20 protein-coding genes are annotated in these 23,833 nt (G+C 69.1%); 14 read left to right on the top strand and 6 right to left on the bottom strand.

The features are described 5' to 3' along the window. Positions 1–92: 92 nt before the first annotated feature. Both topA and tmk read left to right on the top strand, forming a co-directional pair. Positions 93–2,939 (top strand): type I DNA topoisomerase, encoded by a 2,847-nt coding sequence (topA, locus tag JSQ98_RS07885; protein ID WP_211649117.1) that lies wholly within the window; start codon positions 93–95, stop codon positions 2,937–2,939. Between the two features lie 36 nt (positions 2,940–2,975). After that, on the top strand, positions 2,976–3,608 hold the full coding sequence (gene tmk / locus JSQ98_RS07880; RefSeq protein ID WP_211649115.1) for a dTMP kinase: 633 nt from the start codon (positions 2,976–2,978) through the stop codon (positions 3,606–3,608). Between the two features lie 79 nt (positions 3,609–3,687). Here tmk and JSQ98_RS07875 read toward each other — a convergent pair whose 3' ends face one another. Together JSQ98_RS07875 and purL are read right to left on the bottom strand one after the other, a co-directional pair. Then, on the bottom strand, positions 3,688–4,092 hold the full coding sequence (locus JSQ98_RS07875) for a PepSY domain-containing protein (RefSeq protein WP_211649114.1): 405 nt from the start codon (positions 4,090–4,092) through the stop codon (positions 3,688–3,690). An 817-nt stretch (positions 4,093–4,909) separates the two neighbouring features. Next, positions 4,910–7,240, bottom strand: coding sequence for a phosphoribosylformylglycinamidine synthase subunit PurL (purL, locus tag JSQ98_RS07870; RefSeq protein WP_211649113.1), 2,331 nt, complete (start codon positions 7,238–7,240; stop codon positions 4,910–4,912). Between the two features lie 188 nt (positions 7,241–7,428). Between purL and JSQ98_RS07865 the strand changes: the two genes are divergently transcribed. The 5 genes from JSQ98_RS07865 (at position 7,429) to JSQ98_RS07845 (ending at position 12,703) form a co-directional block, all read left to right on the top strand. Next, a complete protein-coding gene (locus tag JSQ98_RS07865) occupies positions 7,429–8,514 on the top strand; it encodes a hypothetical protein (protein WP_211649112.1) in 1,086 nt (361 codons plus the stop codon). Between the two features lie 366 nt (positions 8,515–8,880). Then, a complete protein-coding gene (locus tag JSQ98_RS07860; RefSeq protein WP_211650456.1) occupies positions 8,881–9,861 on the top strand; it encodes a siderophore ABC transporter substrate-binding protein in 981 nt (326 codons plus the stop codon). Then, positions 9,858–10,880 (top strand): ABC transporter permease, encoded by a 1,023-nt coding sequence (locus tag JSQ98_RS07855; protein ID WP_090151938.1) that lies wholly within the window; start codon positions 9,858–9,860, stop codon positions 10,878–10,880. Before JSQ98_RS07860 ends, JSQ98_RS07855 begins: the two co-directional genes overlap by 4 nt. Continuing rightward, positions 10,873–11,901 (top strand): iron chelate uptake ABC transporter family permease subunit, encoded by a 1,029-nt coding sequence (locus JSQ98_RS07850; protein ID WP_211649111.1) that lies wholly within the window; start codon positions 10,873–10,875, stop codon positions 11,899–11,901. The genes JSQ98_RS07855 and JSQ98_RS07850 overlap by 8 nt, the downstream gene beginning before the upstream one ends. A gap of 40 nt (positions 11,902–11,941) precedes the next feature. Beyond that, positions 11,942–12,703, top strand: a complete 762-nt coding sequence (locus tag JSQ98_RS07845; RefSeq protein ID WP_211649110.1) for an iron ABC transporter ATP-binding protein — start codon at positions 11,942–11,944, stop codon at positions 12,701–12,703. A gap of 70 nt (positions 12,704–12,773) precedes the next feature. Here the strand turns inward: JSQ98_RS07845 and JSQ98_RS07840 are convergent, their stop codons facing one another. Next, on the bottom strand, positions 12,774–14,045 hold the full coding sequence (locus tag JSQ98_RS07840; RefSeq protein ID WP_211649109.1) for a glutamyl-tRNA reductase: 1,272 nt from the start codon (positions 14,043–14,045) through the stop codon (positions 12,774–12,776). 114 nt (positions 14,046–14,159) lie between these two features. Here JSQ98_RS07840 and hemE point away from each other — a divergent pair, with 114 nt between their 5' ends. The 7 genes from hemE to JSQ98_RS07805 all read left to right on the top strand — a co-directional run bounded on the left by hemE (position 14,160) and on the right by JSQ98_RS07805 (position 21,685). Next, positions 14,160–15,272: a uroporphyrinogen decarboxylase gene (gene hemE, locus JSQ98_RS07835; protein WP_200332351.1), complete on the top strand. Its 1,113-nt coding sequence runs from the start codon at positions 14,160–14,162 to the stop codon at positions 15,270–15,272. Further along, entirely contained in the window at positions 15,262–16,698 is a 1,437-nt protein-coding gene (locus JSQ98_RS07830; RefSeq protein WP_283242024.1) for a protoporphyrinogen/coproporphyrinogen oxidase, read from the top strand. The genes hemE and JSQ98_RS07830 overlap by 11 nt, the downstream gene beginning before the upstream one ends. Positions 16,699–16,723: 25 nt before the next feature. Further along, positions 16,724–17,749, top strand: a complete 1,026-nt coding sequence (hemC, locus tag JSQ98_RS07825; protein WP_211649105.1) for a hydroxymethylbilane synthase — start codon at positions 16,724–16,726, stop codon at positions 17,747–17,749. Further along, complete coding sequence (locus JSQ98_RS07820; RefSeq protein WP_211649103.1) at positions 17,746–18,585, top strand: uroporphyrinogen-III synthase; 840 nt, start codon at positions 17,746–17,748, stop codon at positions 18,583–18,585. Before hemC ends, JSQ98_RS07820 begins: the two co-directional genes overlap by 4 nt. After that, complete coding sequence (hemB, locus tag JSQ98_RS07815; protein WP_200332357.1) at positions 18,582–19,568, top strand: porphobilinogen synthase; 987 nt, start codon at positions 18,582–18,584, stop codon at positions 19,566–19,568. The genes JSQ98_RS07820 and hemB overlap by 4 nt, the downstream gene beginning before the upstream one ends. An 89-nt stretch (positions 19,569–19,657) precedes the next feature. Beyond that, a complete protein-coding gene (hemL, locus tag JSQ98_RS07810) occupies positions 19,658–21,013 on the top strand; it encodes a glutamate-1-semialdehyde 2,1-aminomutase (protein WP_200332359.1) in 1,356 nt (451 codons plus the stop codon). 99 nt (positions 21,014–21,112) lie between these two features. Then, complete coding sequence (locus tag JSQ98_RS07805) at positions 21,113–21,685, top strand: GNAT family N-acetyltransferase (protein WP_211649102.1); 573 nt, start codon at positions 21,113–21,115, stop codon at positions 21,683–21,685. A 42-nt stretch (positions 21,686–21,727) separates the two neighbouring features. Here JSQ98_RS07805 and purQ read toward each other — a convergent pair whose 3' ends face one another. From purQ to JSQ98_RS07790, 3 genes are all read right to left on the bottom strand, one after another. After that, positions 21,728–22,435, bottom strand: coding sequence for a phosphoribosylformylglycinamidine synthase subunit PurQ (gene purQ, locus JSQ98_RS07800; RefSeq protein ID WP_090151905.1), 708 nt, complete (start codon positions 22,433–22,435; stop codon positions 21,728–21,730). Beyond that, positions 22,432–22,734, bottom strand: coding sequence for a phosphoribosylformylglycinamidine synthase subunit PurS (gene purS / locus JSQ98_RS07795; RefSeq protein ID WP_211649101.1), 303 nt, complete (start codon positions 22,732–22,734; stop codon positions 22,432–22,434). The genes purQ and purS overlap by 4 nt, the downstream gene beginning before the upstream one ends. 101 nt (positions 22,735–22,835) lie before the next feature. Continuing rightward, a complete protein-coding gene (locus JSQ98_RS07790) occupies positions 22,836–23,756 on the bottom strand; it encodes a phosphoribosylaminoimidazolesuccinocarboxamide synthase (protein WP_211649100.1) in 921 nt (306 codons plus the stop codon). Positions 23,757–23,833 lie beyond the last annotated feature (77 nt).

Here is a 23,833-nt window from a genome sequence, read left to right as displayed (position 1 = left end):
TCTCACGCCAGAATGTGTATCGTGTCGGAGCAGAACCCTCAGCCGGTCCTGGCGGAGCAGCCCTACACTGCGTGAAGCAACGAAGGAGACCCGTGAAGGGTACGAAGAAACTCGTCATCGTCGAGTCACCGACTAAGGCGAAGACCATCGGCGGCTACCTCGGAGACGACTACGAGGTCATTGCATCGGTCGGACACGTTCGTGATCTCGCCGAGCCATCGGCCCTGCCCGCGGAGCTCAAGAAGGGCGCATTCGGGAAGTTCGCGGTCGATGTCGAGAACGACTTCGCCCCGTACTACGTTGTCAATGACAACAAACGCAAAACGGTCTCCGAGCTGAAGCGCGCGCTGAAGGGTGCCGACGAGCTGTGGCTCGCAACTGATGAGGACCGCGAGGGCGAGGCCATCGCGTGGCACCTCCTCGAGGTGCTCCAGCCCAAGGTGCCGGTGCATCGCATGGTGTTCCACGAGATCACGCAGGACGCCATCGAACAGGCCAAGCAGAACACGCGCGACCTCGACACGGCGCTGGTCGATGCGCAGGAGACGCGACGCATCCTCGATCGCCTGTACGGGTACGACATCTCTCCGGTGCTCTGGCGCAAGGTCGCGCCCAAGCTCTCCGCAGGCCGAGTGCAGTCGGCGGCGACGCGACTCGTCGTCGACCGCGAGCGCGAGCGCCAGGCGTTCCGCGCTGCCGAGTACTGGGACCTCACCGCGACCTTCCGACCCGACGACAGCGCTACCGACACCACGGCGTTCCAAGCTAGGCTCGTGCGGCTCGACGCCCAGCGCGTCGCCACCGGCGCCGACTTCGGCGACGACGGCAACCTGACGGCTCGTGCGTCGAAGGCGGGGGTCATTCCGCTGGAGCAGGAGCGTGCCGAGCGCCTCGCATCCCTGCTCGCTGCGGACGCCAGGGGAGAAGTCGTCTCCGTCGAGACGAAGCCGCACACGCGTCGCCCTGCAGCGCCGTTCACCACGTCGACGCTGCAGCAGGAGGCCTCTCGCAAGCTCCGCTACAGCTCACGGCAGACGATGTCGTTCGCGCAGTCGCTGTATGAGAACGGCTACATCACGTACATGCGTACCGACTCGCCCTCGCTCTCGAAGCAGGCAGTGCAGGCGGCCCGGTCGCAGGCTGCGGAACTGTACGGCGCGCAGACGCTGCCCGAGAAGCCGCGCGTGTACACGGGCAAGTCGAAGGGCGCCCAGGAGGCGCACGAGGCGATCCGGCCGGCCGGTGAAGTGTTCCAGCGTCCGAGCTCTCTCAAGGGGAAGCTCACGCAGGGCGAATTCGCGCTGTACGAGTTGATCTGGAAGCGCACGGTTGCCAGCCAGATGGCAGACGCCAAGGGCTCCACCGACACCGTGACCCTCTCGGCACAGGTGTCGGAGGCCGGAAGCGCTGCACCGACCGCTGCGGAATTCACGACCAGTGGCACCGTCATTACCTTCCCCGGATTCCTCCTCGCATACGAGGAAGGCCGCGATGAGAACCGCGGCGACAAGTCCGGCGATCAGAATGCGAAGCTCCCGCAGTTGTCCTCGGGTCAGGGGCTCGGCATCGAAGAGCCGACCGCGAAGGGCCACGAGACGAGCCCGCCGCCGCGCTACACGGAGGCCAGCCTCACCAAGCGACTCGAAGAACTCGGCATCGGCCGTCCGTCGACGTACGCCGCGATCATCAGCACGATCATGGATCGCGGTTACGTCACGAAGAAGGGGCAGGCGCTCGTTCCCAGCTGGATCGCCTTCTCCGTCGTACGACTCCTGGAAGAGCACTTCAGCGAGCTCGTCGACTACGACTTCACAGCCGAGATGGAGAACGACCTCGACCGCATCGCTTCGGGCGAGGCGGATCGCGGCAAATGGCTCGGCGAATTCTACTTCGGCACCGACGCGCACCCCGGCCTGCGCGGCGTCGTCGACAACCTGGGCGAGATCGACGCGCGTGCGATCAACACGATCAAGATCGATGATGAGATCTCGCTCCGCAACGGCAAGTACGGCCCGTACCTCGAGGTCTTCGACGACAAGTGCGAGGTCGATGAAGACGGCGTGGTGAAGCCGCGCAGCGTCAACATCCCCGACGGCCTCGCGCCCGATGAACTGACGCCTGCCAGAGCCCACGAGCTCGCCGACGCCGAACCGGCCGAGGATCGCGTCGTCGGTCTCCACCCGCAGACTTCGAAGCGCATCGTCGCGAAGAACGGGCGCTTCGGTCCCTACGTCACCGAGCTCCCCGATGAGGGCGAGGAACTGCCGAAGGGCCAGAAACCCCGCACGGCGTCCCTGTTCAAGAGCATGGACCCCGCCACGATCGAGCTCGACAGCGCGGTCGCGCTGCTCGACCTTCCCCGTGTCGTCGGAGTGGACCCCGAGTCCGAGGCTGAGATCACCGCGCAGAACGGGCGCTACGGCCCGTACCTGAAGAAGGGAAGCGACACGCGATCGCTTCCGAGCGAGGATGCGATCTTCTCGATCGATCTCGCCGGAGCCCAGGAGCTGTTCGCTCAGCCCAAGTACGGCGCCAAGCGCGCGTCGAGCGCGCTGAAGGAATTCGATGCCGACCCCGTGAGCGGCAAGCCGATCAAGGTCAAGGACGGCCGTTTCGGCCCGTACGTCACCGACGGTGAGACGAACGCGACCATCCCGCGCGGCGACAGCGTGGACGAGATCGACTTCGCCCGCGCCGTCGAGCTCCTGGCGATCAAGCGCGCGAAGGGCCCCGCGAAGAAGAAGGCTCCCGCGCGGAAGCCCGCGGCGAAGAAGGCGGCGACGAAAAAGCCTGCAGCGAAGAAGCCGGCGACGAAGAAGCCTGCAGCGAAGAAGTCCGCTTCGGGCGCGAAGGCGGTGGACCCGGCGCGGTCGGCAGCTGCGAAGAAGGCGGCGGCGACCCGAGCCGCGAACCGAGCTGCCGCAGAGTCCCAGGCATAACGACGAGTGCGGCCGCGTGCGGTCGCGGAGGAGCACATGAGCGGAACCTTCATCACCCTCGAAGGCGGCGACGGCGCGGGGAAGACGACGCAGGCGGAGTTGCTCGAGCAGTGGCTCGAGGGCCGCGGGCTCGAAGTCGTCCGCACCCGTGAGCCGGGCGGCACCCGTCTCGGAACCGAAGTGCGTCGCCTCCTGTTGCACGGAGGCGACGAGATCGGAGAGGTCGACGTGCGCGCTGAAGCCCTGCTCTACGCCGCAGACCGCGCCCAGCACGTCGCAAAAGTCGTGCGCCCCGCCCTCGAGCGGGACGCAGTGGTGGTGCAGGACCGGTACATCGACTCCTCGCTGGCGTACCAGGGGGCGGGGCGCGTGCTCGACGTCGACGAGGTGCGCCGCATCAGCGAGTGGGCGACCGGGGGGCTCTGGCCGGACCTCACGATTCTGCTCGACCTCGACCCCGAGACCAGCTCCGGCCGCCGCCGCGACCGCGGTGGGAGCAGCGACCGCCTCGAGTCAGAAGCAGTGGACTTCCATACGGCGGTGCGCGACGGCTTCCGTGCGCTCGCGAAGGCGGACCCGCACCGCTTCTTCACCATCGATGCTGCACTGCCCGTCGATGAGATCCACACGCGCATCGTGGGACGCGTTTCGGGGTTCCTTACGCGGTGACGCCGGCGCTCAGGTCAGTGGAGCGAGACAAACGTCCGAGCCGTCTGACGATGAGGAAGCCCTCGGCGAGATTGACGGGTTAGTCGTCGATCTCCACCACGTCGCCGGTGAACGCGTCAACGTCGATCTCACGATCTTTGCCCTCGAAGTCCACCTGGTAGACGAGCCTTCCGTCAGAGTGGGTGAGGGTCCAACTCTCGACAGGCCCGTCGATGATCGTGTTCGCGCTCTGCATCGCATCCTGCGCGTCGATCACGTCCGAGAGGGAGATCGCGGGGTCAGCCGGATCGAATGAATCCGATCGTTCGATGCGCGAATCGAGCAACACTCCGTCCGTAGCGTCCACCACGACGTCCGCTTCGTTCTCCGCCGTGGCGAGTTCAACTCGGTACACGACGCCACTGCGGGTGGTGGTGAGTTCAAGTGATTGCAGATCACCCGGGTGTGATTCCTGAGCAGTGGCTACGGCCTCTCGGGGCGTCACTCCGGGTGTGTGGTTCCGCAGATCCGTGGACGACGAAGAACTCTCGTTCGCTCGTTCCGAGGGCGCCGATGTCGCAGGCGCCGGAGAATGGCTCTCGGTGCTACCAGTGCCGCCTCCACACCCAGAAAGCAGGAGGGCGGCAACGAGGGTGGCGGGCAATGCAAGTGCAGTGGTTCGACGATTCATTGGTGTTCCTTTAAAGCGCGCGGGACAGGTTCATGTGCTTCCAGGGCGTGCGCCCACGTGAAGACACTGGGTTCGACGATAGGGTGACGAACGGACGGAACATCTCGGGTGCGTGCGTGGTCAGCTGAAAATCAGTAGGACTGCAAGGGGATTTCCGCGCATGATGGTCGGAAAAGCAGTGTTGTGGGGTGCACTCGCGGGAATGTCCACACATTCGCGCGGCCGATCATGGCGCCGCCACCCGTCCGATCCACCCACCCGGGGCCAGTGGGGGCGTTCTCGGGCAACGTCCCCCACCGACTCCGAAGTTCGCGGGTACGAACGAGAGCGAGGCGCGCCGCGGCACGAACTCCGCCGCTCGCGCGTCTGTGCTGAGTGAAAATCCGGAGCTAGCCGCCACCCCGCGCTTCGCTCCGTGGGCTGGCGCTGTAGCGCCACCGCGGTCGCCGGCCGAACGCGGTGCGTTCAGCCGATGACCGCCACCCCGCGCTTCGCTCCGTGGGCTGGCGCTGTAGCGCCACCGCGGTCGCCAGCCGAACGCGGTGCGTTCAGCCGATGACCGCCTCCCCGCGCTTCGCTCCGTGGGCTGGCGCTGTAGCGCCACCGCGGTCGCCGGCCGAACGCGGTGCGTTCAGCCGATGACCGCGCCGAAGCGATCGGGAAGGGTGGCGCGAGACGCGGCGCCGAGCTCGGAGAGCGGCAGGGTGAAGCGATCCTGCACCTCGATCGCGGCATCCGCCCCCGCACCATCCGTGACACCGATGCGCAGCACCGGGAAATCGCGGCCCGAGCAGAGCCCGCGGAACTTCACCTCTTCCTCGTGCGGCACCGCGACGAGCACGCGCGCCTGAGATTCCGAGAAGAGTGCAGCGGTGGCGTCGACGTCGTCGCGCGACATGATCTCCTCGATCCACACGCGGGCACCGACGCCGAAGCGCAGCGCGCCATCGGTGAGTGCCTGAGCGAGGCCGCCCTCCGAAAGATCCACAGCCCCGGAGATGAGTCCGCCCTGTGCGCCCGCGTGCAGCAGCTCGGCGAGCGCGCGCTCCTCGGCCAGGGAAGCGATCGGCGGGCGGCCGCCGAGGTGATCGTGCACGGTCTCGGCCCAGGCTGATCCGTCGAGCTCGTCGCGGGTGGTGCCGAGCAGGTAGAGGTGCTCGCCCTGATCCTGCCATCCGCTGGGCACGCGGCGCGCGACGTCATCGATGATGCCGAGCACGCCGACGACGGGCGTCGGATAGATCGGGGTGTCGCCGGTCTGGTTGTAGAGCGAGACGTTGCCGCCGGTGACGGGCACCTCGAGAGCGAGGCACGCATCCGAGAGTCCTTCGACCGAGCGCGAGAACTGCCACATGACCTCGGGGTTCTCGGGGCTGCCGAAGTTCAGGCAGTCGGTGACGGCGGTGGGAACGGCGCCGGACGTGGCGACGTTGCGGTACGCCTCGGCGAGTGCGAGCTGCGAGCCGACGTACGGGTCGAGCTGGCAGTAACGGCCGTTCGCATCGGTGGCGATGGCCACGCCGAGGCCGCTCTCCTCATCGACGCGGATCATGCCTGCGCCGTCGGGGAACGCGAGCGCCGTGTTGCCGAGCACGTACTTGTCGTACTGGTTCGTCACCCACGAGACATCGGCCTGGTTGGGCGATGCGGCGACGGCGATCATCTGCGAGCGCAGCTCATCGCCGGAGTCCGAACGCGCCAGGCCCGAGGCGTTGACGCCGGAAGCCTGCAGCGCATCGATCCATGCGGGGTACTCGACGGGGCGCTCGTAGACGGGGCCGTCGACGGCCACAGTCGAAGGATCGACGTTGACGATCTCCTCACCGCGCCAGTTGATGACGAGGCGGCCGGTGTCGGTGACCTCGCCGAGCACGCTCGTCTCGACGTCCCACTTCGCGGTCACGGCGAGGAACGCGTCGAGCTTGTCGGGGTGCACGACCGCCATCATGCGCTCCTGGCTCTCCGACATGAGGATCTCCTCGGCCGTGAGCGACGGATCGCGCAGCAGCACGCTGTCGAGCTCGATGAACATGCCGCCGTCGCCGTTCGCCGCGAGCTCGGAGGTCGCGCACGAGATGCCAGCGGCACCGAGATCCTGAATCCCCTCGACAAGCTCATCGCGGAAGAGTTCGAGGCAGCACTCGATGAGCACCTTCTCAGCGAACGGATCGCCGACCTGCACGGCCGGGCGCTTGGTCGGCCCGCCCTCGCTGAAGCTGTCGGAGGCGAGGATCGACGCCCCGCCGATGCCGTCGCCACCCGTGCGAGCGCCGAAGAGCACGACCTTGTTGCCTGCGCCGGAGGCGTTCGCGAGGTGCAGATCCTCGTGGCGCAGTACGCCGACGCCGAGCGCGTTGACGAGCGGGTTCGCCTGGTAGACGCTGTCGAAGACCGTCTCGCCGCCCAGGTTCGGGAGGCCGAGGCAGTTGGCGTACGACGAGATGCCTGAGACGACGCCGTGCACGACGCGTGCCGTATCCGGGTCATCGATCGCGCCGAAGCGCAGCTGATCCATGACCGCGACGGGGCGAGCCCCCATCGAGATGATGTCGCGGATGATGCCGCCGACGCCGGTCGCGGCTCCCTGGAACGGCTCGATGTACGAGGGGTGGTTGTGGCTCTCGACCTTGAAGGTCACTGCCCAGCCCTCTCCGATGTCGATGACGCCGGCGTTCTCACCCATGCCGACGAGCAGACGCTCGCGCATCTTGTCGTTGACCTTCTGGCCGAACTGCCGGAGGTAGATCTTCGACGACTTGTACGAGCAGTGCTCCGACCACATCACCGAGTACATGGCGAGCTCGCCGGAGGTGGGACGCCGGCCGAGGATCTCGCGGATGCGGTCGTACTCGTCGGGCTTCAACCCGAGTGCGCCGTACGGCTGCTCCTTCTCGGGCGTCGCGATCGCATCGGCGACCGTGTCGGGGCGGGGGCCGCTCTGGGTGGCGTCGATGTCTGTCACGCTCGATGTGCTCCGTGGATCGGGGGTGGTTTCGGCGCACGGGAGCGCCGAACGTACGGGGTTCAGTCTACGTGGTCGCGTCACCCGGCTCGTCCCGTACTGCTCCCTCATCGCGGGAGCATTCCCGAGCCTGCAGGGCTGACAGTCTAGGGTGGAGATTGTCAGCAGATCAGGGGAGACTGAACGCCATGAGCGATCCGAATACTCACGCAGCAGGCCAGACGCCCGTTCCGCAGCCGAGCGATCATGCGCAGGCCCCGTCGTACACGCCGGACGGAGCGCGCCAGGCGTCGCGGCAGGCCGCACGGCCCACGGCGGGCCCGGCCTCCGGGGCGGCGAATCAGCAGCGCAAGCTCTCGACCTTCTTGAAGGTCAGCATCATTCTGCTCGCCGGTCTGACCATCGCCTCGATCTCGTTGCTGTTCATCGGTGACTTCGAGGGCAAGTTCGAGCGCGTCTTCTCGACGTTCGCGCTGTTCGCGGTGTTCGTCATCTTCACGGCGCTCGACACGCGGCGGGAGCAGAAGTCCGAGTGGTACGCGCCGGTCGCCCTCATCGCGAACGCCTACATCCTCGGCCTGCTGATGATCGTCATCTGGATGACGCCTTACAACCCGTACTCCTTGCTCTGGGAGATCTTCTGGAAGTCGTTCTTCGTGATTCTCGTCACGCGACTGGTCATCCTCTGCGCGCAGCTTCTGCTGCGGGTCGGAGCCGAGCGCTCCGAGACGATCACGCGGTTCGCCTTCGTGACGAGCGTGCTCGCGGTGCTCTCGGGCATTCTGTTCACCGCGCCGGTCGGCATCGAGGCATTCGAGCTCAATGTGCCGGATATGTACTGGAAGATCGCGACCGCGATCCTGATCCTGACCGCGCTCGGCCTGTCGATCACCCTGCTGCTCCGCTGGTTCTTCGGCGCGGATGAGCGTGATGCGGCTCGAGCCGCGCGCGCCAGCATGCGCCAGGGCGCGCCGGCGCCGTACATCGCGCAGCAGCCCCACGGGCGCGCGCAGCAGCAGCGAGCGCAGCAGCAGAACTCCCAGGCGCAGCAGGCGCAGCAGCAAGCCCAGATGCAGCAGCAGCATCAGTTGCAGCAGCAGTCCCAGCTGCAGCAGCAGCCCCAGGCGCAGCAGCAGCCTCAGGCGCAGCCGAGCGGCCAATCCGAGCTGCTGCCCTGGCCGACCTTCGCCGACGGCCGCCCGATTCCGGCCGGGCCCGACGGCCAGCCCGACTTCTCGGTGCCGGGCGCGCCTCGTCCGCCCCAGGCGAGGTAACCGCCCGCGAGACAGGGCCTGCGGCAATCCGGCGTTCATTCCGGGCCGTTCTTCACTGCTCCCTGGGCAGTGGGCTTCGATGAGATCGAGTGCCTACTGCACAGGGAGCAGTGGTCTGTCATGCACGGGATGCACTCGCTCGGCTCCCTCCGAGGCTCAAGAATTGAAATCCATAACACCCGTCTGACCGGGGGCGATGCTGATCTGATCGGCTGAGGCGAACCCCTTCGGCTTGAACATCAGATGAAACGTTGGCTAGGCTAACTCGGGGCCGCGAGAACGTGCGCGGCCGCTGCGATCCGATGCAGTCGTCGGCGCAGATCGATGAGACCCGAGACGAAAAGAGCAGCCATCGTGTCCACCCAGATGTTGCGCGGCGCGGGCTTCGCAGCCCTTGCCCTGACCGCTGCGTTCACGCTGTCGGCGTGCGCCCCCGGCGCGGAGGCGAACGAGGAGCAGGCCGCGCCGGCCGAGACCACGGTGACCATCACCGACAACCACGGCGAGGTCGAGGTCCCCGTGAACCCCGAGCGCGTCGTCGCGCTCGACAACCATGTGTTCGAGACCCTCGATGAGTGGGACGTTCCACTGGTCGCGGCTCCGAAGGGCATCATGGGCACCGCGTGGCCCGACTACACGGACGACGCCGAGGTGGCAGACGTCGGGACGCATCGCGAGCCCGACCTCGAAGCCATCGTCGCCGCTCAGCCCGACCTCATCATCGGCGGCTACCGCTTCTCCGAGTCGTACGACACGATCGTCGAGCAGAATCCCGACGCAGCCGTCATCGAGATCGCACCTCGCGACGGTGAGGACCCGATGGAGGAGCTCAAGCGCGAGACCGAGATTCTCGGGCAGATCTTCGATCGAGAGGACGAGGCCGCAGAGATCACGTCCGAGCTCGACCAGTCGATCGCCGATGCGAAGCAGGCCTACAACGGCACCGACTCCGTGATCGGGCTCATCACCTCGGGGGGAAAGATCGAGTTCGCCGCTCCCGTCACCGGCCGCAGCGTGGGGCCCGTGTTCTCGGCTCTCGGCCTGAAGCCCGCGATCGAGCAGCAGGCGGAGGACACGTCGCACGGCGACGACATCAGCGTCGAGGCGATCGCAGCGGCGAACCCCGACTGGATCGTCGTGCTGGATCGCGATGCGTCATTCGCCGAACCAGAACCGGGAGCTGTGCCGGCGGATGAGCTGATCGCCGGCTCTGAAGCGCTGCAGGGTGTGACGGCCGTCGAGCAGGATCAGATCGTGTACCTCGACTCCGACTTCTACCTGACGGAAGACATCCAGGCGTACACCGAGCTGTACGAACAGCTGCAGGAGGCGTTCGCGGGCGCATGAGCGTGACGCAGCAGGCAGCGCCAGCAGCCAGGGACGGGGCCCGCACCGATGGTGCGGGCCCCGCTCGCCGTTCGCGCTGGAAGGGCTCCCTCGCGCTGGTCCTCGCGATCCTCATCGTCACGGGCCTGCTCGTCGCGTCGCTGCTCATCGGGGCGTACGACATCGCGGGCGGTGAGCGCGGCGGCGAGATGTTCTGGATCACCCGAGTGCCGCGCACCCTGGCGCTGGTGCTGGCCGGTGCGGCTCTGGCGACCAGCGGTCTCGTGATGCAGATGCTCACGCAGAACCGCTTCGTCGACGCGACGACCTCTGGCACCACCGAATGGGCGGCGCTCGGACTCCTCCTCACGGTGCTGATCGCGCCCCAGGTGGGCCTCGTCGGCCGGATGATGATCGCAAGCCTCTCGGCGTTCGTCGGCACGCTCGTCTTCATGGCGATCCTGCGTCGCATCGTCATTCGCACGACGCTGGTGGTGCCGCTGATCGGGATCATGCTCGGCGCTGTGGTGAGCGCGCTGACGACATTCCTCGCTGCGCAGTTCAACCTCCTGCAGATGATCGGCACCTGGTTCATGGGCAGTTTCACGGCGGTGGTGCGCGGACGGTATGAGGTGCTCTGGATCGTCGCCATCGTCACGCTGCTGGTCTTCGTCCTCGCCGACCGCATCACCGTCGCCGGCCTCGGCAAAGATGTCGCGACGAGCGTCGGCGTGCGCTATGAAGTGGTGCTGGTTGCCGGCACGGCGCTCGTCGCGGTGGCGGCGGGAGTGACGACGGTGGTCGTCGGGTTCCTGCCGTTCCTCGGCCTCGTGGTGCCCAACGTCGTCGCCATGATCCGCGGCGATCACGTGCGCAGCAACCTGCCATGGGTGTGCCTCGGCGGCATCGCACTCGTGACCGTATGCGATGTGATCGGGCGCACCGTGCGCATGCCGTTCGAGGTGCCCGTCTCCATGGTGCTCGGCATCGTCGGATCGGCGGCCTTCATCACGATTCTGCTGAGGCAGCGCAATGCGTAGCGTGGTGGGGGAGCAGCGGCTCGCAGGATTGCCGCGCGGCAGCCGTTCACGGCGCGCATGGGTCGCCGAGCACCGCGCGGTGCTCCTGGTCGGTGCGACGGCGGCCGCGCTCGCCATCGCGATCCTGGTCTACGGCAATCCGGCGGCCCCCGGATCCGACGGGTTCTGGATCATCGTGCGCTCCCGGCTCACGTCGCTCGGAACCATCGCGCTCGTCTCGGTGTGCCAGGCGGTCGCGACCGTGCTCTTCCACACGGCGACGGCGAATCGGATCCTCACCCCCTCGATCCTCGGGTTCGACGCGCTGTACGTGCTGTCGCAGACGGCGCTCATGTTCGTCTTCGGCATGGCGGCGGTCGGCATGGAGGGGATCCCGAAGATCATCGCGCAGAGCCTCCTCATGATCGCGTTCGCGACGGTGCTCTACGGGTGGTTGTTCTCGGGGAAGCGGGCGAACCTCCACCTGCTGCTGCTCGTCGGCGTGGTGCTCGGCATCGGATTCGGCTCACTGTCGACATTCATGCAGCGCCTGCTGACTCCCAGTGAATTCGACGTGCTCAGCGCGCGCCTCTTCGGCAGCATCGGCAAGGGAAACCCCGATTACCTTCCGATCGCCGGCGCAATCGTCGCCGTGCTGCTGGTGATCATCTGGAGGAGGCGCCGCCTCCTCGACGTCGTCGCGCTCGGCCGCGATGTGGCGACCGGGCTCGGGGTCGCGTACCGCAAGGAGGTCGTGCTGATCCTCGTGACCGTCGCGGTGCTGATATCGATATCGGCGACGATGGTGGGGCCGATGACGTTCTTCGGGTTCCTCGTGGCGACGATCGCGTACCAGTTCACCCGGGAGGATCGGCATGCCGAAACGCTCCCGCTCGCCATCGGAGTGGCGCTCGTCACGCTGCTGGGCGCCACCTTCGTGCTGAAGCACGTGTTCGCCGCCGCGGGGCTGGTGACCGTGATCATCGAGTTCGCCGGCGGTCTCCTGTTCCTCGCGATCCTGTTGAGAAAGGGGCTCAGATGATGAGCCGTCCCACTGTTCGCCGACCGAGAGGAGACCGCGCATGATCGCGCTCACGGGGGTCGAGAAGCACTACGCCGGGCACCGCGTGCTCGGCCCCATCGATCTCACCATCGAACGCGGCGGAGTCACGGCGCTGATCGGACCGAACGGGGCCGGGAAGTCGACCATGCTCACGATCATCGGGAGACTGCTCGACGCCGACTCCGGCAGGGTGACGATCGGCGACCTCGACGTGCGCGCTGCGAAAGCGCGCGAACTCGCGCGCGCGGTGTCGATTCTGCGCCAGGAGAACCACTTCATGTCGCGCCTCACCGTGCGGCAACTCGTCACCTTCGGGCGCTTCCCGCACTCCGCGGGACGACTCACCGAAGCCGACGCGCACGCCATCACCTCCGCCATCGAATTTCTCGATCTCACGGCCATGGAGCATCGCTTCATCGACGAGCTCTCCGGCGGGCAGCGACAGCGGGCGTTCGTCGCGATGGTGCTCGCCCAGGACACGGACTACGTGCTGCTCGACGAGCCGCTCACGGGGCTCGACATGCGCCACGCCGTCTCGATGATGGCGCAGGTGCGAGCCGCGGCCGATGCGCTGGGCAAGACCGTCGTGCTCGTCATCCACGATGTCAACTTCGCCGCGGCGTACGCCGATCGGATCGTGGCGCTCGCCGAGGGCCGCGTGGTCGCGTCAGGTACGCCCGACGAGATCTTCACCCCGGAGGTGCTGCAGCGCGTCTTCGACACTCCCGTCGAGGTCGTCGAGCACGGCGGGGGGCGTATCGCGGTGTACTACCGCCCGTAGAGCTCGGACGCTGGGCGTGACGGCCCGGACGCGACCCGACGCGAGAGCGCGCGCGCCCCGCCCAGCGCGGTCAGGAGCGTTCGGCAGACTCCAGACCGAAGAGCGCGGAGAGCGCTTCGGAAGCCTCCGATGCTCGCCCCTCCCGGCCGAGCGACCGGATGCGCGTGGTGGGGGCGTGCAGCAGGCGGCCGGTGAGGCGCCGCAGCGCCGCCTCGACATCGGCGGCAGTCGCATCATCCTCGTCGTCTCCGGCACGACGGGCGCGGCACAACTCGTCTTCCAAGATCGCGTTCACATGGCCGCGCAGCGCGAGCAGTACCGGCAGGGTGTCGCGCTCCGCCTGAGATGCGCCGAACTCGACCGCAGCATCGTGGACGATCTCGAGAGCCTCGTGCTCGGTGCCGAGCTCGGTCACCGGAGCGTGCCGTGCGACAGTTTCGAGATCGAGCAGTTCGATGCCGTCGATGCGGGTGACGGCCGGGTCGATATTGCGAGGCATGCCGAGGTCGATGAGGAGGCGCGGCGAGACCGGCCTCGAGATCCCAGTCGTCGCCGTCGCGCCCGGTTCCAGAGGCGCGAAATCGGCCTCGGTGAGCAGTGGCTCCTCGGTTCGGCTGCACGCGATGATCACATCAGCGGCGTCGAGCGCGCTGCGCAGCTCGGCGGGATCGACGGGGGTGAGGTCGTGGCGCTCGGCGTACGCTGCCGCCCGGCCGGAGGGGGAGTGCACGCTGATGCGTTCGGCGCCCCGTGATCGCAGCGCCGCGATCGTCGCGCCGGCGTACGCGCCCGTGCCGATGAGCAGCACGCGGGCATCCTGCCAGACGGGCACCCGGCTCTCCGCGAGCCGGAGGGCGAGACGCACGAGCGAGCGCCCCTGGGAGTGGATCTCCGTGCGGTGCTTGACGGTGCGCGACGTGCGCGTGGCCGTCTGGAAGAGGCGTTCGAGGTGGTGCGTCACCGTGCCGCGCTCGCGAGCGTCGACGTGGGCGCGGCGCACCTGCCCGGCGATCTCCTCCTCGCCGACGACCGCTGATTTGAGACCGGACGCAACGGCAAAGAGATGCTCGGCGGCCCGGTGATCCAACTCGACATCGACCGCCATGGAGAGCGATGACACCGGCACGCCGGCGACCTGCGAGATCAGTTCGACCATCGCCTCGCTCGTGTCCCGCCCGGCCTGCGCGTACACCTCGAAGCGGTTGCAGGTCGACAGCACCACGACGCCGTCGAGGTCATTCGACGCGGTCAGCGCCTCGGTGATCTCCGGGGTGCGCGCAGTGAGGCGCTCCAGCAGAGGGAAGGAGCACCCGCGGTGATCGAAGGAGAGGCACAGCAGCATAGATAATCGATACGTTTTCTGATCAGGGATTCGTGGTTGTTTCGCGCGGCATTTCGCTCGAATCTGAACACATCAGATGTGACACATCAGATCTATAAGCTAGCATCTCGACCGATGAACTTCCTCCCAGCTTCGCACCCGCTCGTCGACGGCCGAACGGGCGACGCGCCATTGATCCGAGCCCTGAGGGGCGACCGACCCGAGTCTACGCCGGTCTGGTTCATGCGCCAGGCCGGTCGCTCGCTGCCCGAGTACCGCGCCATCCGCGCCGACCACCGCATGCTCGATGCGTGTCTCACCCCTGAGCTGGCCAGCGAGATCACGCTGCAGCCCGTGCGTCGGCACGGCGTCGACGCCGCGGTGTTCTTCAGTGACATCGTCGTGCCGATGAAGCTGGTCGGGGTGGACGTCGATCTCGTCGCCGGCCGAGGGCCCGTGTTCGCGAACCCGGTGCGCACCGCGGCTGACGTCGCACGGGTGCGCGAGGAGTTCACCCCCGAGCGGCTGCGGGCGGCGCTCGACCCGGTGCGCGACGCGGTGCGTCTGACCGCCGAGGCGCTCGGCAGCACACCGCTCATCGGCTTCACGGGGGCGCCGTTCACCCTGGCCGCGTACCTCGTCGAAGGCGGGCCCTCGCGCGACCACCTGCGGGCCCGCACCCTCATGCACGCCGACCCCGAGACCTGGGCGTCGTTGCTCGACTGGGTCGCCGACCTCTGCGGCGTGTTCCTCGAAGCGCAGGTGGAGGCGGGCGCGAGCGCCGTGCAGCTGTTCGATTCGTGGGCCGGATCGCTGTCGCCTGCCGACTACCGCGATCGAGTCGCCCCCGCCTCTCGGCGCACACTCGAGCCCGTGCGCCGACTCGGTTACGCAGCGGGTGAGGGGTACGCGGCCGCGGCGCGCGCCGTCCCGATCATCCACTTCGCCGTCGGTTCCGGCCACTTGCTCGAAGAGCTGGCCGAGGTCGGCGTGGACGCGCTCGGCGTCGACTGGCGCACGCCGCTCGACGAGGCGAACCGCAGGCTCGGCGGCGCTTTCCCGTTGCAGGGCAATATCGATCCCGCGTATCTCGGTGCTGCGACCGACGTGCTCGAAGCCCACGTCTCCGATGTGCTGCGCCGGGGCCGCAGTGCGCCCGCCCACGTGCTGAATCTCGGTCACGGGGTTCCGCCGGAGACCGACCCCGATGTGCTCACCCGCATCGTCTCGTTCGCCCATGGAGCCTGACTCTCCCCGACCGCGCATCGCCGTCGTCGGCGGTGGCGTCTCCGGCTTGACTGCGGCGCGCGAGCTCGCCGTCGCGGGCGCCGACGTGGTCGTGATCGAAGGCTCCGAGCGGCTCGGCGGCCGCATCCGGGGCGCCGCGCTCGCCGGAACGACGATCGACATCGGCGCCGAGTCCTTCGCGACCCGCGGAGGCACCGTGGCCGAGCTGATCGACCAACTCGGTCTGTCCGACGAGGTCGTGCGGCCCGCGCCGCTCGGCTCCTGGGTGATCGACGGTGCGCGGTCAATCCCGCTGCCGGCCGCCGGGACCCTCGGGATCCCCGCCCAGCCGCTCTCCCGCGCCACCGTTCGCGCGCTGGGGATGCCGGGCGCACTGCGGGCAGCCGTGGAGCCGCTGCTGCCCCGAAGCGTCGGGAGCGAGGCCGGATCGCTCGCCGAGCTCGTGCGCGCGCGGCTCGGATCACGCGCCCTGCATCGCCTCGTACGGCCCGTTGCGCTCGGCGTGTACTCGGCCGACCCTGAGCGCCTCGGTGTGGCCACCGTGCCGGGGCTCGCCGCGGCCTACGCGAAGCGGGGAACGCTCATCGCCGCCGCTCGTGATCTGCGAGACGGCCAGGCAGCGGCGGGCGGAGCGGTCGCGGGCCTGCGCGGCGGGATGACGCAGCTGATCGACGGGCTCGAAGCCGACGTGCGGCGTCGCGGCGTCGCCGTGCTCCGAGGAACGAAGGCGCGGAGGATCGAGGCGCGGAGGATCGAGGCGCGCGAGACCGCTGCAGCGGGCGCCGGCACGTGGCTCGTGCTCGGCGATGACGATGCCGTGCTCGCAGCGGCCGACCGTGTCGTGCTCGCGGTGCCGGAGAACGTGGCTCGACGGCTCGTCGGCGGGACGGGTGCCGCAGGTCAGGCGACCGACCGCATCGAAGTCGTCGCGCTGGCCATCGATGATCCGAGGCTCGACCGTGCGCCGCGCGGCACCGGTGCGCTCGTCGCGCGGGACGCCGTCGGGGCCGGTGCGCGCCGTGAGAGCGGAGCGGCTCCAATCCTCGCGAAGGCGCTCACGCACGTCACCGCCAAGTGGCCCGAGCGTGCGCGCGAAGCAGGACCCGGCCGTCACATCGTGCGCCTCTCGTACGGCCGGGCCGGCTCGGCACCGGAGACCGTCGGGCTCGATGATGCGGAGGTGCGTGGGATCGCCCGGTACGACGCCTCACGCATTCTCGGCGTCGATCTCCGCGCCGACACCGTCGTCGACCTCGTGCGGTGCACGTGGCGCATGGGCCGCCCCCCGGGATCGCGCGACGCTCGCCCGTTCACCGCTCCCGCCGGCGTGACGCTCGCCGGAGACTGGGTCAGCGGCACCGGCCTCGCGGCGATCGTGCAGGGGGCCCGCACCGCGGCAGCCGCCGCCCTCGCCGCCTCCCACTGACGAATCGAATCGAAAGACCTCTGAAATGAACGCATCGCTTCCCTCCCCGTCCGGCCGAGTCTTCCGGTCAGACGCGCCGCTCGCGCCCGCTCCCGGGCTGCTGCGCGTCGGAACGCGGGGAAGTGCCCTCGCCGTGTCGCAGACCACGATGGTCGCCGAGCAGATGGCGACGGCGACCGGCCTCGATGTCGCCCTGGTGATCATCACAACGCACGGCGATGTCACGCGCGCACCGCTCTCGCAGCTCGGCGGCACCGGCGTCTTCGTGAGCGCGCTCCGAGACGCCCTCCTCGCCGGTGAGTGCGACCTCGCCGTGCACTCGCTCAAAGACCTTCCGACCGGGGCGTGCGCGGGCATCTCGCTCGGTGCCGTTCCCGTTCGCGCCGATGCGCGCGACGCCCTGTGCGCGCGCGACGGTCTCACCCTCGCCGACCTGCCGGTCGGCGCGCGGGTCGGCACCGGTTCGCCGCGCCGCGCCGCGCAGATCCGCGCCCGCCGCTCCGACATCGACGTGCACGACCTGCGCGGCAACGTCGACACCCGACTCGGCCGCGTGGGGGTCGACCTTGACGCCGTCGTGCTGGCAGCAGCGGGACTCGATCGCCTCGGCCGCGCCGATGCCATCACCGAACGGTTCCCCCTCACCGACGTTCCGGCAGCCCCCGGACAAGGTGCGCTGGCGATCGAGGTGCGCGCGGCCGACGCGACGACCGAGCCGTACATCGCTGCCCTCTCGGCTGTCGACGACGCCGAGGCCCGGGCGACGGCGCTCGCCGAGCGGTCCTTGCTCGCAACGCTCGAGGCCGGCTGCGCCGCACCGATCGGGGCGTGCGCCGAAGTGACGGGCGACGAGCTGCGGCTGCGCGCTGTCGTGTATCGCGTCGACGGATCGGAGCAGTTGACCGCCGAGGCCTCGCTTCCGTGGAGCACGACCGCGCCGGACTCCGGGGTGCCGGTGCCTGAGGTGCCGGCCGAACTCGGGCGTCGGGTCGCGGCCGAGTTGCTCGCGGCAGGGGCGGCCGATCTCGCGCCGCTCGGGGGCCGTGCATGACCGACGCCGACCGCGCCGGGCTCGCCGACCGCGCCGACCGCGCCGGGCTCGCCGGCGTCCGGGTGCTCATCACGCGCGGCGGCGCCGCGGGTGAGCGCGACGCTGCAGAGGTGCGGGGCCTGGGCGGGGAGCCGCTGCTCGCCCCGCTCACCGACATCGCACCCCCTGCGGACTCCGGTCCGCTCCGCGATGCCGCGGCCGCATGGAATCGCGGCGACTACGACTGGCTGCTGATGACGAGCGCGAACGCTGCCGACGCATTCGCTGCCGCGGGGGCCCGTGCCCTGCAGAGCGACACCCCTGCCGCGTCGTCGGCCCGCATCGCGGCCGTCGGCCCGGCCACGGCTGACGCGCTCCGGGCGCACGGCCTCGACCCCGATCTCGTGCCTCCTGCCGACTACTCGGCCGTCGGTCTCGCAGCCGCGCTGCTCGAACTCCCGCTCGACGGCTCCCTGCGGTTCCTCCTCCCCGTCTCGGAGCTCGCCGATCGCACGTTGGAGACGGCGCTCCAGGGCGCGGGCCATCGCGTCGATCGCGTGACGGCCTATCGCACGCTGCCGGCCTCCCGGGATACCGCGATCGAGGAGCGCGTCGCCAGAGGTGAGATCGACGTGATCCTCGTGCTCAGCGGGTCGGGAGCGCACGAGGTCGCCCGGCGTTTCGCCCCGCTGCCCCCGGGCGTGCGCCTCGCAGCGATCGGCGCCCCATCAGCGCGCGCGCTCGCGGAGCACGGACTGGTCGCCGATATCGTCGCCGAACCGCACACCGTCTCGAATCTGCTCGATCGCGTCGCGCTCACATCGTTCCCGAGTACCTCCGGAGGTAGCCCAGCATGATCCCCACCGTTCGCCCCCGCCGGCTCCGCACCAGCCGAGCGATGCGCCGTCTCACCGCAGAAACCCGTCTCCATGCCGCTGACCTGGTACTGCCGCTCTTCGTCCGCGAGGGCATCGCCGAGCCGCAGGCCATCTCCTCGATGCCCGGGGTCCACCAGCACACTCTCGACTCCCTGCGCCGAGCCGTTGCCGACGCGGCGGAGGCCGGGGTCGGTGGAGTCATGCTGTTCGGCGTGCCAGAGGTGCGCGATGCGGTCGGCAGCGCGGCCGACGACCCCGATGGCATTCTGAACGTCGCGACGCGCGCGGTCGCCGAAGAAGTGGGCGACGCCCTCGTCGTGCAGACCGACCTCTGCCTGGACGAGTTCACCGACCACGGCCACTGCGGGGTGCTGCGCGTCACATCGAGCGACAGCGACCAGATCGTCGTCGACAACGACGCGACGCTCGAGCGCTACCGGGACATGGCGCTCGCTCAGGCGGCCGCCGGGTCCGCTCTGCTCGGGCTCTCGGGCATGATGGACGGTCAGGTCGCCTCCGTCCGCGACGCCCTCGACGCGAACGGCTTCTCTGACACGGCGATCCTCGCCTACTCCGCCAAGTACGCGTCCGCCTTCTACGGACCGTTCCGCGAAGCGGTCGACTCGCAGCTCGTGGGCGACCGGCGCACCTACCAGCAGGATCCCGCCAACCGCCGCGAGGGGCTGCGCGAGGCAGAACTCGATCTCGCAGAGGGCGCTGACATCGTCATGGTGAAGCCCGCGATGAGCTACCTCGACGTGCTCGCCGACGTCGCGGCCGTGAGCCCGGTGCCCGTGTGGGCCTACCAAGTGTCGGGGGAGGCTGCGATGATCGAGGCGGCCGCGGCGAACGGCTGGATCGATCGCGAGCGCGCCATCGAGGAGGCGGTGGTGAGCATCAAGCGCGCCGGCGCCGACACGGTGCTCACGTACTTCGCCACCGAGCTCGCTCGTCGCATCTGATACCGCCCGCTGGCCTTCGCCCGAGTCTCCCGAGCCCGCCCGCCGATGCTGAGCTCGCCCCACCGCACCCGAATCGCAGGATGGAACCCATGAACGCACACCTGATTCCCCACCCAGATGCCTCCGGCAGCGCCGCCCTCTCCGAGCGTGCCGCTCGCGTGATTCCCGGCGGGGTGAACTCGCCGGTGCGCGCCTACGGGTCGGTCGGGGGCACGCCGCGATTCCTCGTATCCGGCTCTGGCCCCTACGTCACCGATGTGGACGGCAACGAGTACGTCGACCTCGTGGCCTCCTGGGGGCCGGCGCTTCTCGGGCACGCGCACCCCGCGGTCGTCGACGCCGTGCAGCAGGCTGCCGCACGCGGCCTCGGGTTCGGTGCTTCGGTTCCTCAGGAGGCCGAGCTCGCGGAAGAGATCATCTCCCGGATGCCCGTGATCGAGCGCGTGCGCCTCGTCTCGACGGGAACCGAGGCGACGATGACGGCGATCCGCATCGCCCGCGGTGCCACCCAGCGTCCGCTCATCATCAAATTCGCCGGGCATTACCACGGGCACTCCGACGGACTGCTCGCGGAGGCGGGCTCCGGGCTCGCGACTCTCGCGATGCCGGGGTCGGCCGGCGTCACAGCCGAGACCGCCGGGCAGACGCTCGTGCTGCCCTACAACGATCTGACCGCGCTCGAGGCGGCTTTCGCCGAGCACGGGGATCGCATCGCTGCGATCATCGCCGAGTCCGCCGCAGCCAATATGGGCGTACTGCCGCCGATGCCGGGGTTCACCGAGGCGATGATCCGGCTCGCGCACGCCCACGGCGCACTGGTGATCCTCGACGAGGTGCTCACCGGGTTCCGCGCCGGACCATCGGGGTTCTGGGGCATCGAGCAGGATCGCGTCGCCGCCGGCGTCGCACCCGACCTCCTGACCTTCGGCAAAGTCGTCGGCGGCGGGCTTCCCCTCGCCGCGCTCGGAGGGCGCGCCGATCTCATGGAGCTGCTCGCGCCGCTCGGACCGGTGTATCAGGCGGGCACGCTCTCGGGCAATCCTCTGGCCGTCGCGGCCGGCCTCACCACGCTCCGCCATGCCGACGCCGACGCCTACGCTCGGCTCTCGCACGCCGCGGACGTGCTCACCGGAGCCGTGACCGCGGCTCTCGAGGAGGCTGGGGTGCCGCATCGCGTCCAACGCGCAGGCACCCTGTTCAGCGTGCTCTTCGGCGACTTCCCGTCGGCGCCGCGCGGTTACGCCGAGGTGCAGCGCCAGCACGTCGGCGCGCATCGTGCGTTCTTCCACGCGATGCTCGAGCGCGGGGTGAACCTGCCTCCGAGCGCGTTCGAGGCGTGGTTCGTGACCGCGGCGCATGATGACGTCGCTCTCGCCCGCATCATCGAGGCTCTCCCCGACGCGGCGCGCGCAGCAGCCGGAGCCTCGGGAGCAGACGCGCGCTGAGTCGTGCGCAGGGCTGGCACCCAGCCGTGCGCTGAGCCGTGCTCGTCCGGCGCGACCGGCGCCGTGCGCGCACCTCGTGGAGAGGAGTAGGCTTCCGGGGTGCAAGAAACGATCACGATCCGGCGCGTGAGCCCCGACGAGTACGCCGCGGTGGGCGCGATGGTGCGGGCGGCCTACGAGGGCGACTACACGCTGAACGACGAATACCTCGCTGAAATCGAGGACGTCGCCGGGCGCGACCAGATCTCCGAGGTGCTCGTCGCCGTCGACCGTGCGAGCGGTGAGCTGCTCGGCTCGATCACGGTCCCCCTCCCGGGCGAGCGGCTGATCGAAGACACCGAGGAGAACGAGTTCGACGTGCGTCTGCTCGGCGTCTCGCCAGCCGCTCGCGGGCGAGGCGTCGGCAGAGCCATCATGCGGCATGCAGCAGATCTGGCGCGGACGCGAGGGCTCGACCGGGTCGTGCTGCACACCGGTGAGCAGATGGTCGCGGCCCAGCGCCTCTACGAGCGCCTCGGATTCGTGCAGATTCCTGAGCGCGAGTTCACCATCGAACGCGAGATCGGCCCGTTGCGCATCCTGTCGTACGGCCTCGACATCGGCCACTCGGACGAGTCGCCGTCGAGCGGCCCGATCGGGGTCGTTCTCGGGGCACCGCGAGGGCAGCGATAGCCCGGACCTCGACCCCCATCGAGGGGTGAGGCCGAGTCGCGCTCAGGCCGCGCGAGCCACCAGCGCTTCGACGGCGCTCTCGAAGAAGCGCAGACCATCGATGCCGGATCGCATCGCTTCCGGCGTATCCGGCCCGAAACCCGCTTCGACGGCGTGCTCGGGGTGCGGCATGAGGCCGACCACGTTGCCCCGCTCGTTCGAGAGCCCGGCGATGTCGTTGAGCGACCCGTTGGGGTTCACGCCCGCGTAGCGGAAGGCGACGAGACCTTCTCCCTCGAGGTACTTGAGCGTCTCGTCGTTCGCGATGTATCCGCCGTCGCCGTTCTTCAACGGGATGACGATCTCCTCGCCCGGCTGGAAGCGATGCGTCCACGCCGTATCCGCGTTCTCCACGATCAGCTTCTGATCGCGGCGGATGAACTGCTGGTGGGCGTTGCGAATGAGCCCCCCGGGCAGCAGGTGCGACTCGACGAGCACCTGGAAGCCGTTGCAGATTCCGAGCACGGGGAGGCCGCGGTTCGCGGCGGCGACGACCTCGGTCATGATCGGCGAGACCGCGGCGATCGCGCCGGGGCGCAGGTAATCGCCGTAGCTGAAGCCGCCCGGAAGCACGATCGCCTCGACATCCTGCAGATCGTGATCGGCGTGCCAGAGCGCGACGGGTTCGCCGTCGGCGCGGCGGATCGCGCGCTGCGCGTCACGGTCGTCGAGGGAACCGGGGAAGGTGACGACCCCGATCCGCGGCATCAGCGAGCCTCGCCCGCGAGCGCGTCGGCAGCGGGTGCGTCGGCGGAGACCTGCACGCCGTCGACACTGATCGCGACGACGTCTTCGATCACTCCGTTCGACAGGATGTCGTCTGCGACCTGGCGCACCTCGGCGAGCACGGCGTCGGTCACCTCGCCGGCGACCTGGAACTCGAACCGCTTTCCGATGCGCACGTTCTCGAACTTCTCGTGGCCGAGACGAGCGAGCGCCCCCGTGGTGGCCTTACCCTGCGGGTCGAGCAGCTCGGCCTTGGGCATGACATCAACGACAATCGTGGGCACCCGGGATCTCCATTTCTCGTGGTGAAGCTACTGCATATTCTCGCACGGATCACGCTCAGCCCCGCGCGGAAGGCGGCACGAGGCGCAGGGCCCCGGTCTGCTCAGATCGCGACGGGCGCGACGGGCGGTTCGTCGCCGGTGAGCCGCACGTACAGTTCGCGGTAGCGGTCATAGGTCTTCGCGACGATCTCATCGGGCAGTGCGGGTGGCGCTCCCGCCCGGTCCCAGTGCTCCGACAGCCAGTTGCGCACGATCTGCTTGTCGAACGAGGCGAGGCGATCCTGCCGGGAACGCGCCGCGTCGTGATACGCCGAGGCGTCCCAGTACCGCGACGAGTCGCTGGTGAGTACTTCATCGGCGAGCACGAGTGCCCCCGTGAGCGGATCGCGCCCCAACTCGAACTTCGTATCGGCGAGCACCACGCCGCGCCCGGCAGCGAGATCGCGTGCTGCGGTGAAGATCTGCAGCGAGGCATCGCGCAGGGCGGCCGCGGCCTCCGGCCCGACGAGTTCGACGCTGCGCTCGAACGTGATGTTCTCGTCGTGCTCCCCGAGCGGCGCCTTGTAGGCTGGCGTGAAGATCGGGCGGTCGAGCAGATCGCCGTCGTCGAGGCCGCTGGGCAGTTCGATGCCGCACACCGCTCCGGTGCGCTGGTACTCGGCGAACCCCGACCCGGTGAGAGCTCCGCGCACGACGCACTCGATCGGGTACATCTCGAGCCTGCGGGTGAGCATCGCGCGGTCGGCGACTTCCGCTGGCACCGCCGGAGCGTCGGATTCTTCGGCGACGAGATGGTTTGGGAGATCGATGCGCGCGAACCACCAGTTCGACAGCGCCGTGAGCAAGGCCCCCTTCCCGGGGATCGGCGGCTCGAGAACGTGGTCGAACGCGCTCACGCGGTTGCTCGCGACGACGAGGAGGTGCGCATCTGATCCGTCTGCGGGGGTGTACAGGTCGCGCACCTTGCCGGAATAGATGTGGCGCCAACCGGCGAGCTGCGTGGGTGCGGGAAGAAGGGTCACCCGTTCATTCTCGCACTGCGCGCACGGCTCATGGTGTCGTGAGGCGCGGGATGGCAGGATGCCCGCCCATGACCCCT

The sequence above is a fragment of the Leucobacter manosquensis genome (genome assembly GCF_018304845.1).
Classification (GTDB): Bacteria; Actinomycetota; Actinomycetes; order Actinomycetales; family Microbacteriaceae; genus Leucobacter; species Leucobacter alluvii.
This window is presented reverse-complemented; position numbering and strand designations above follow the sequence as displayed.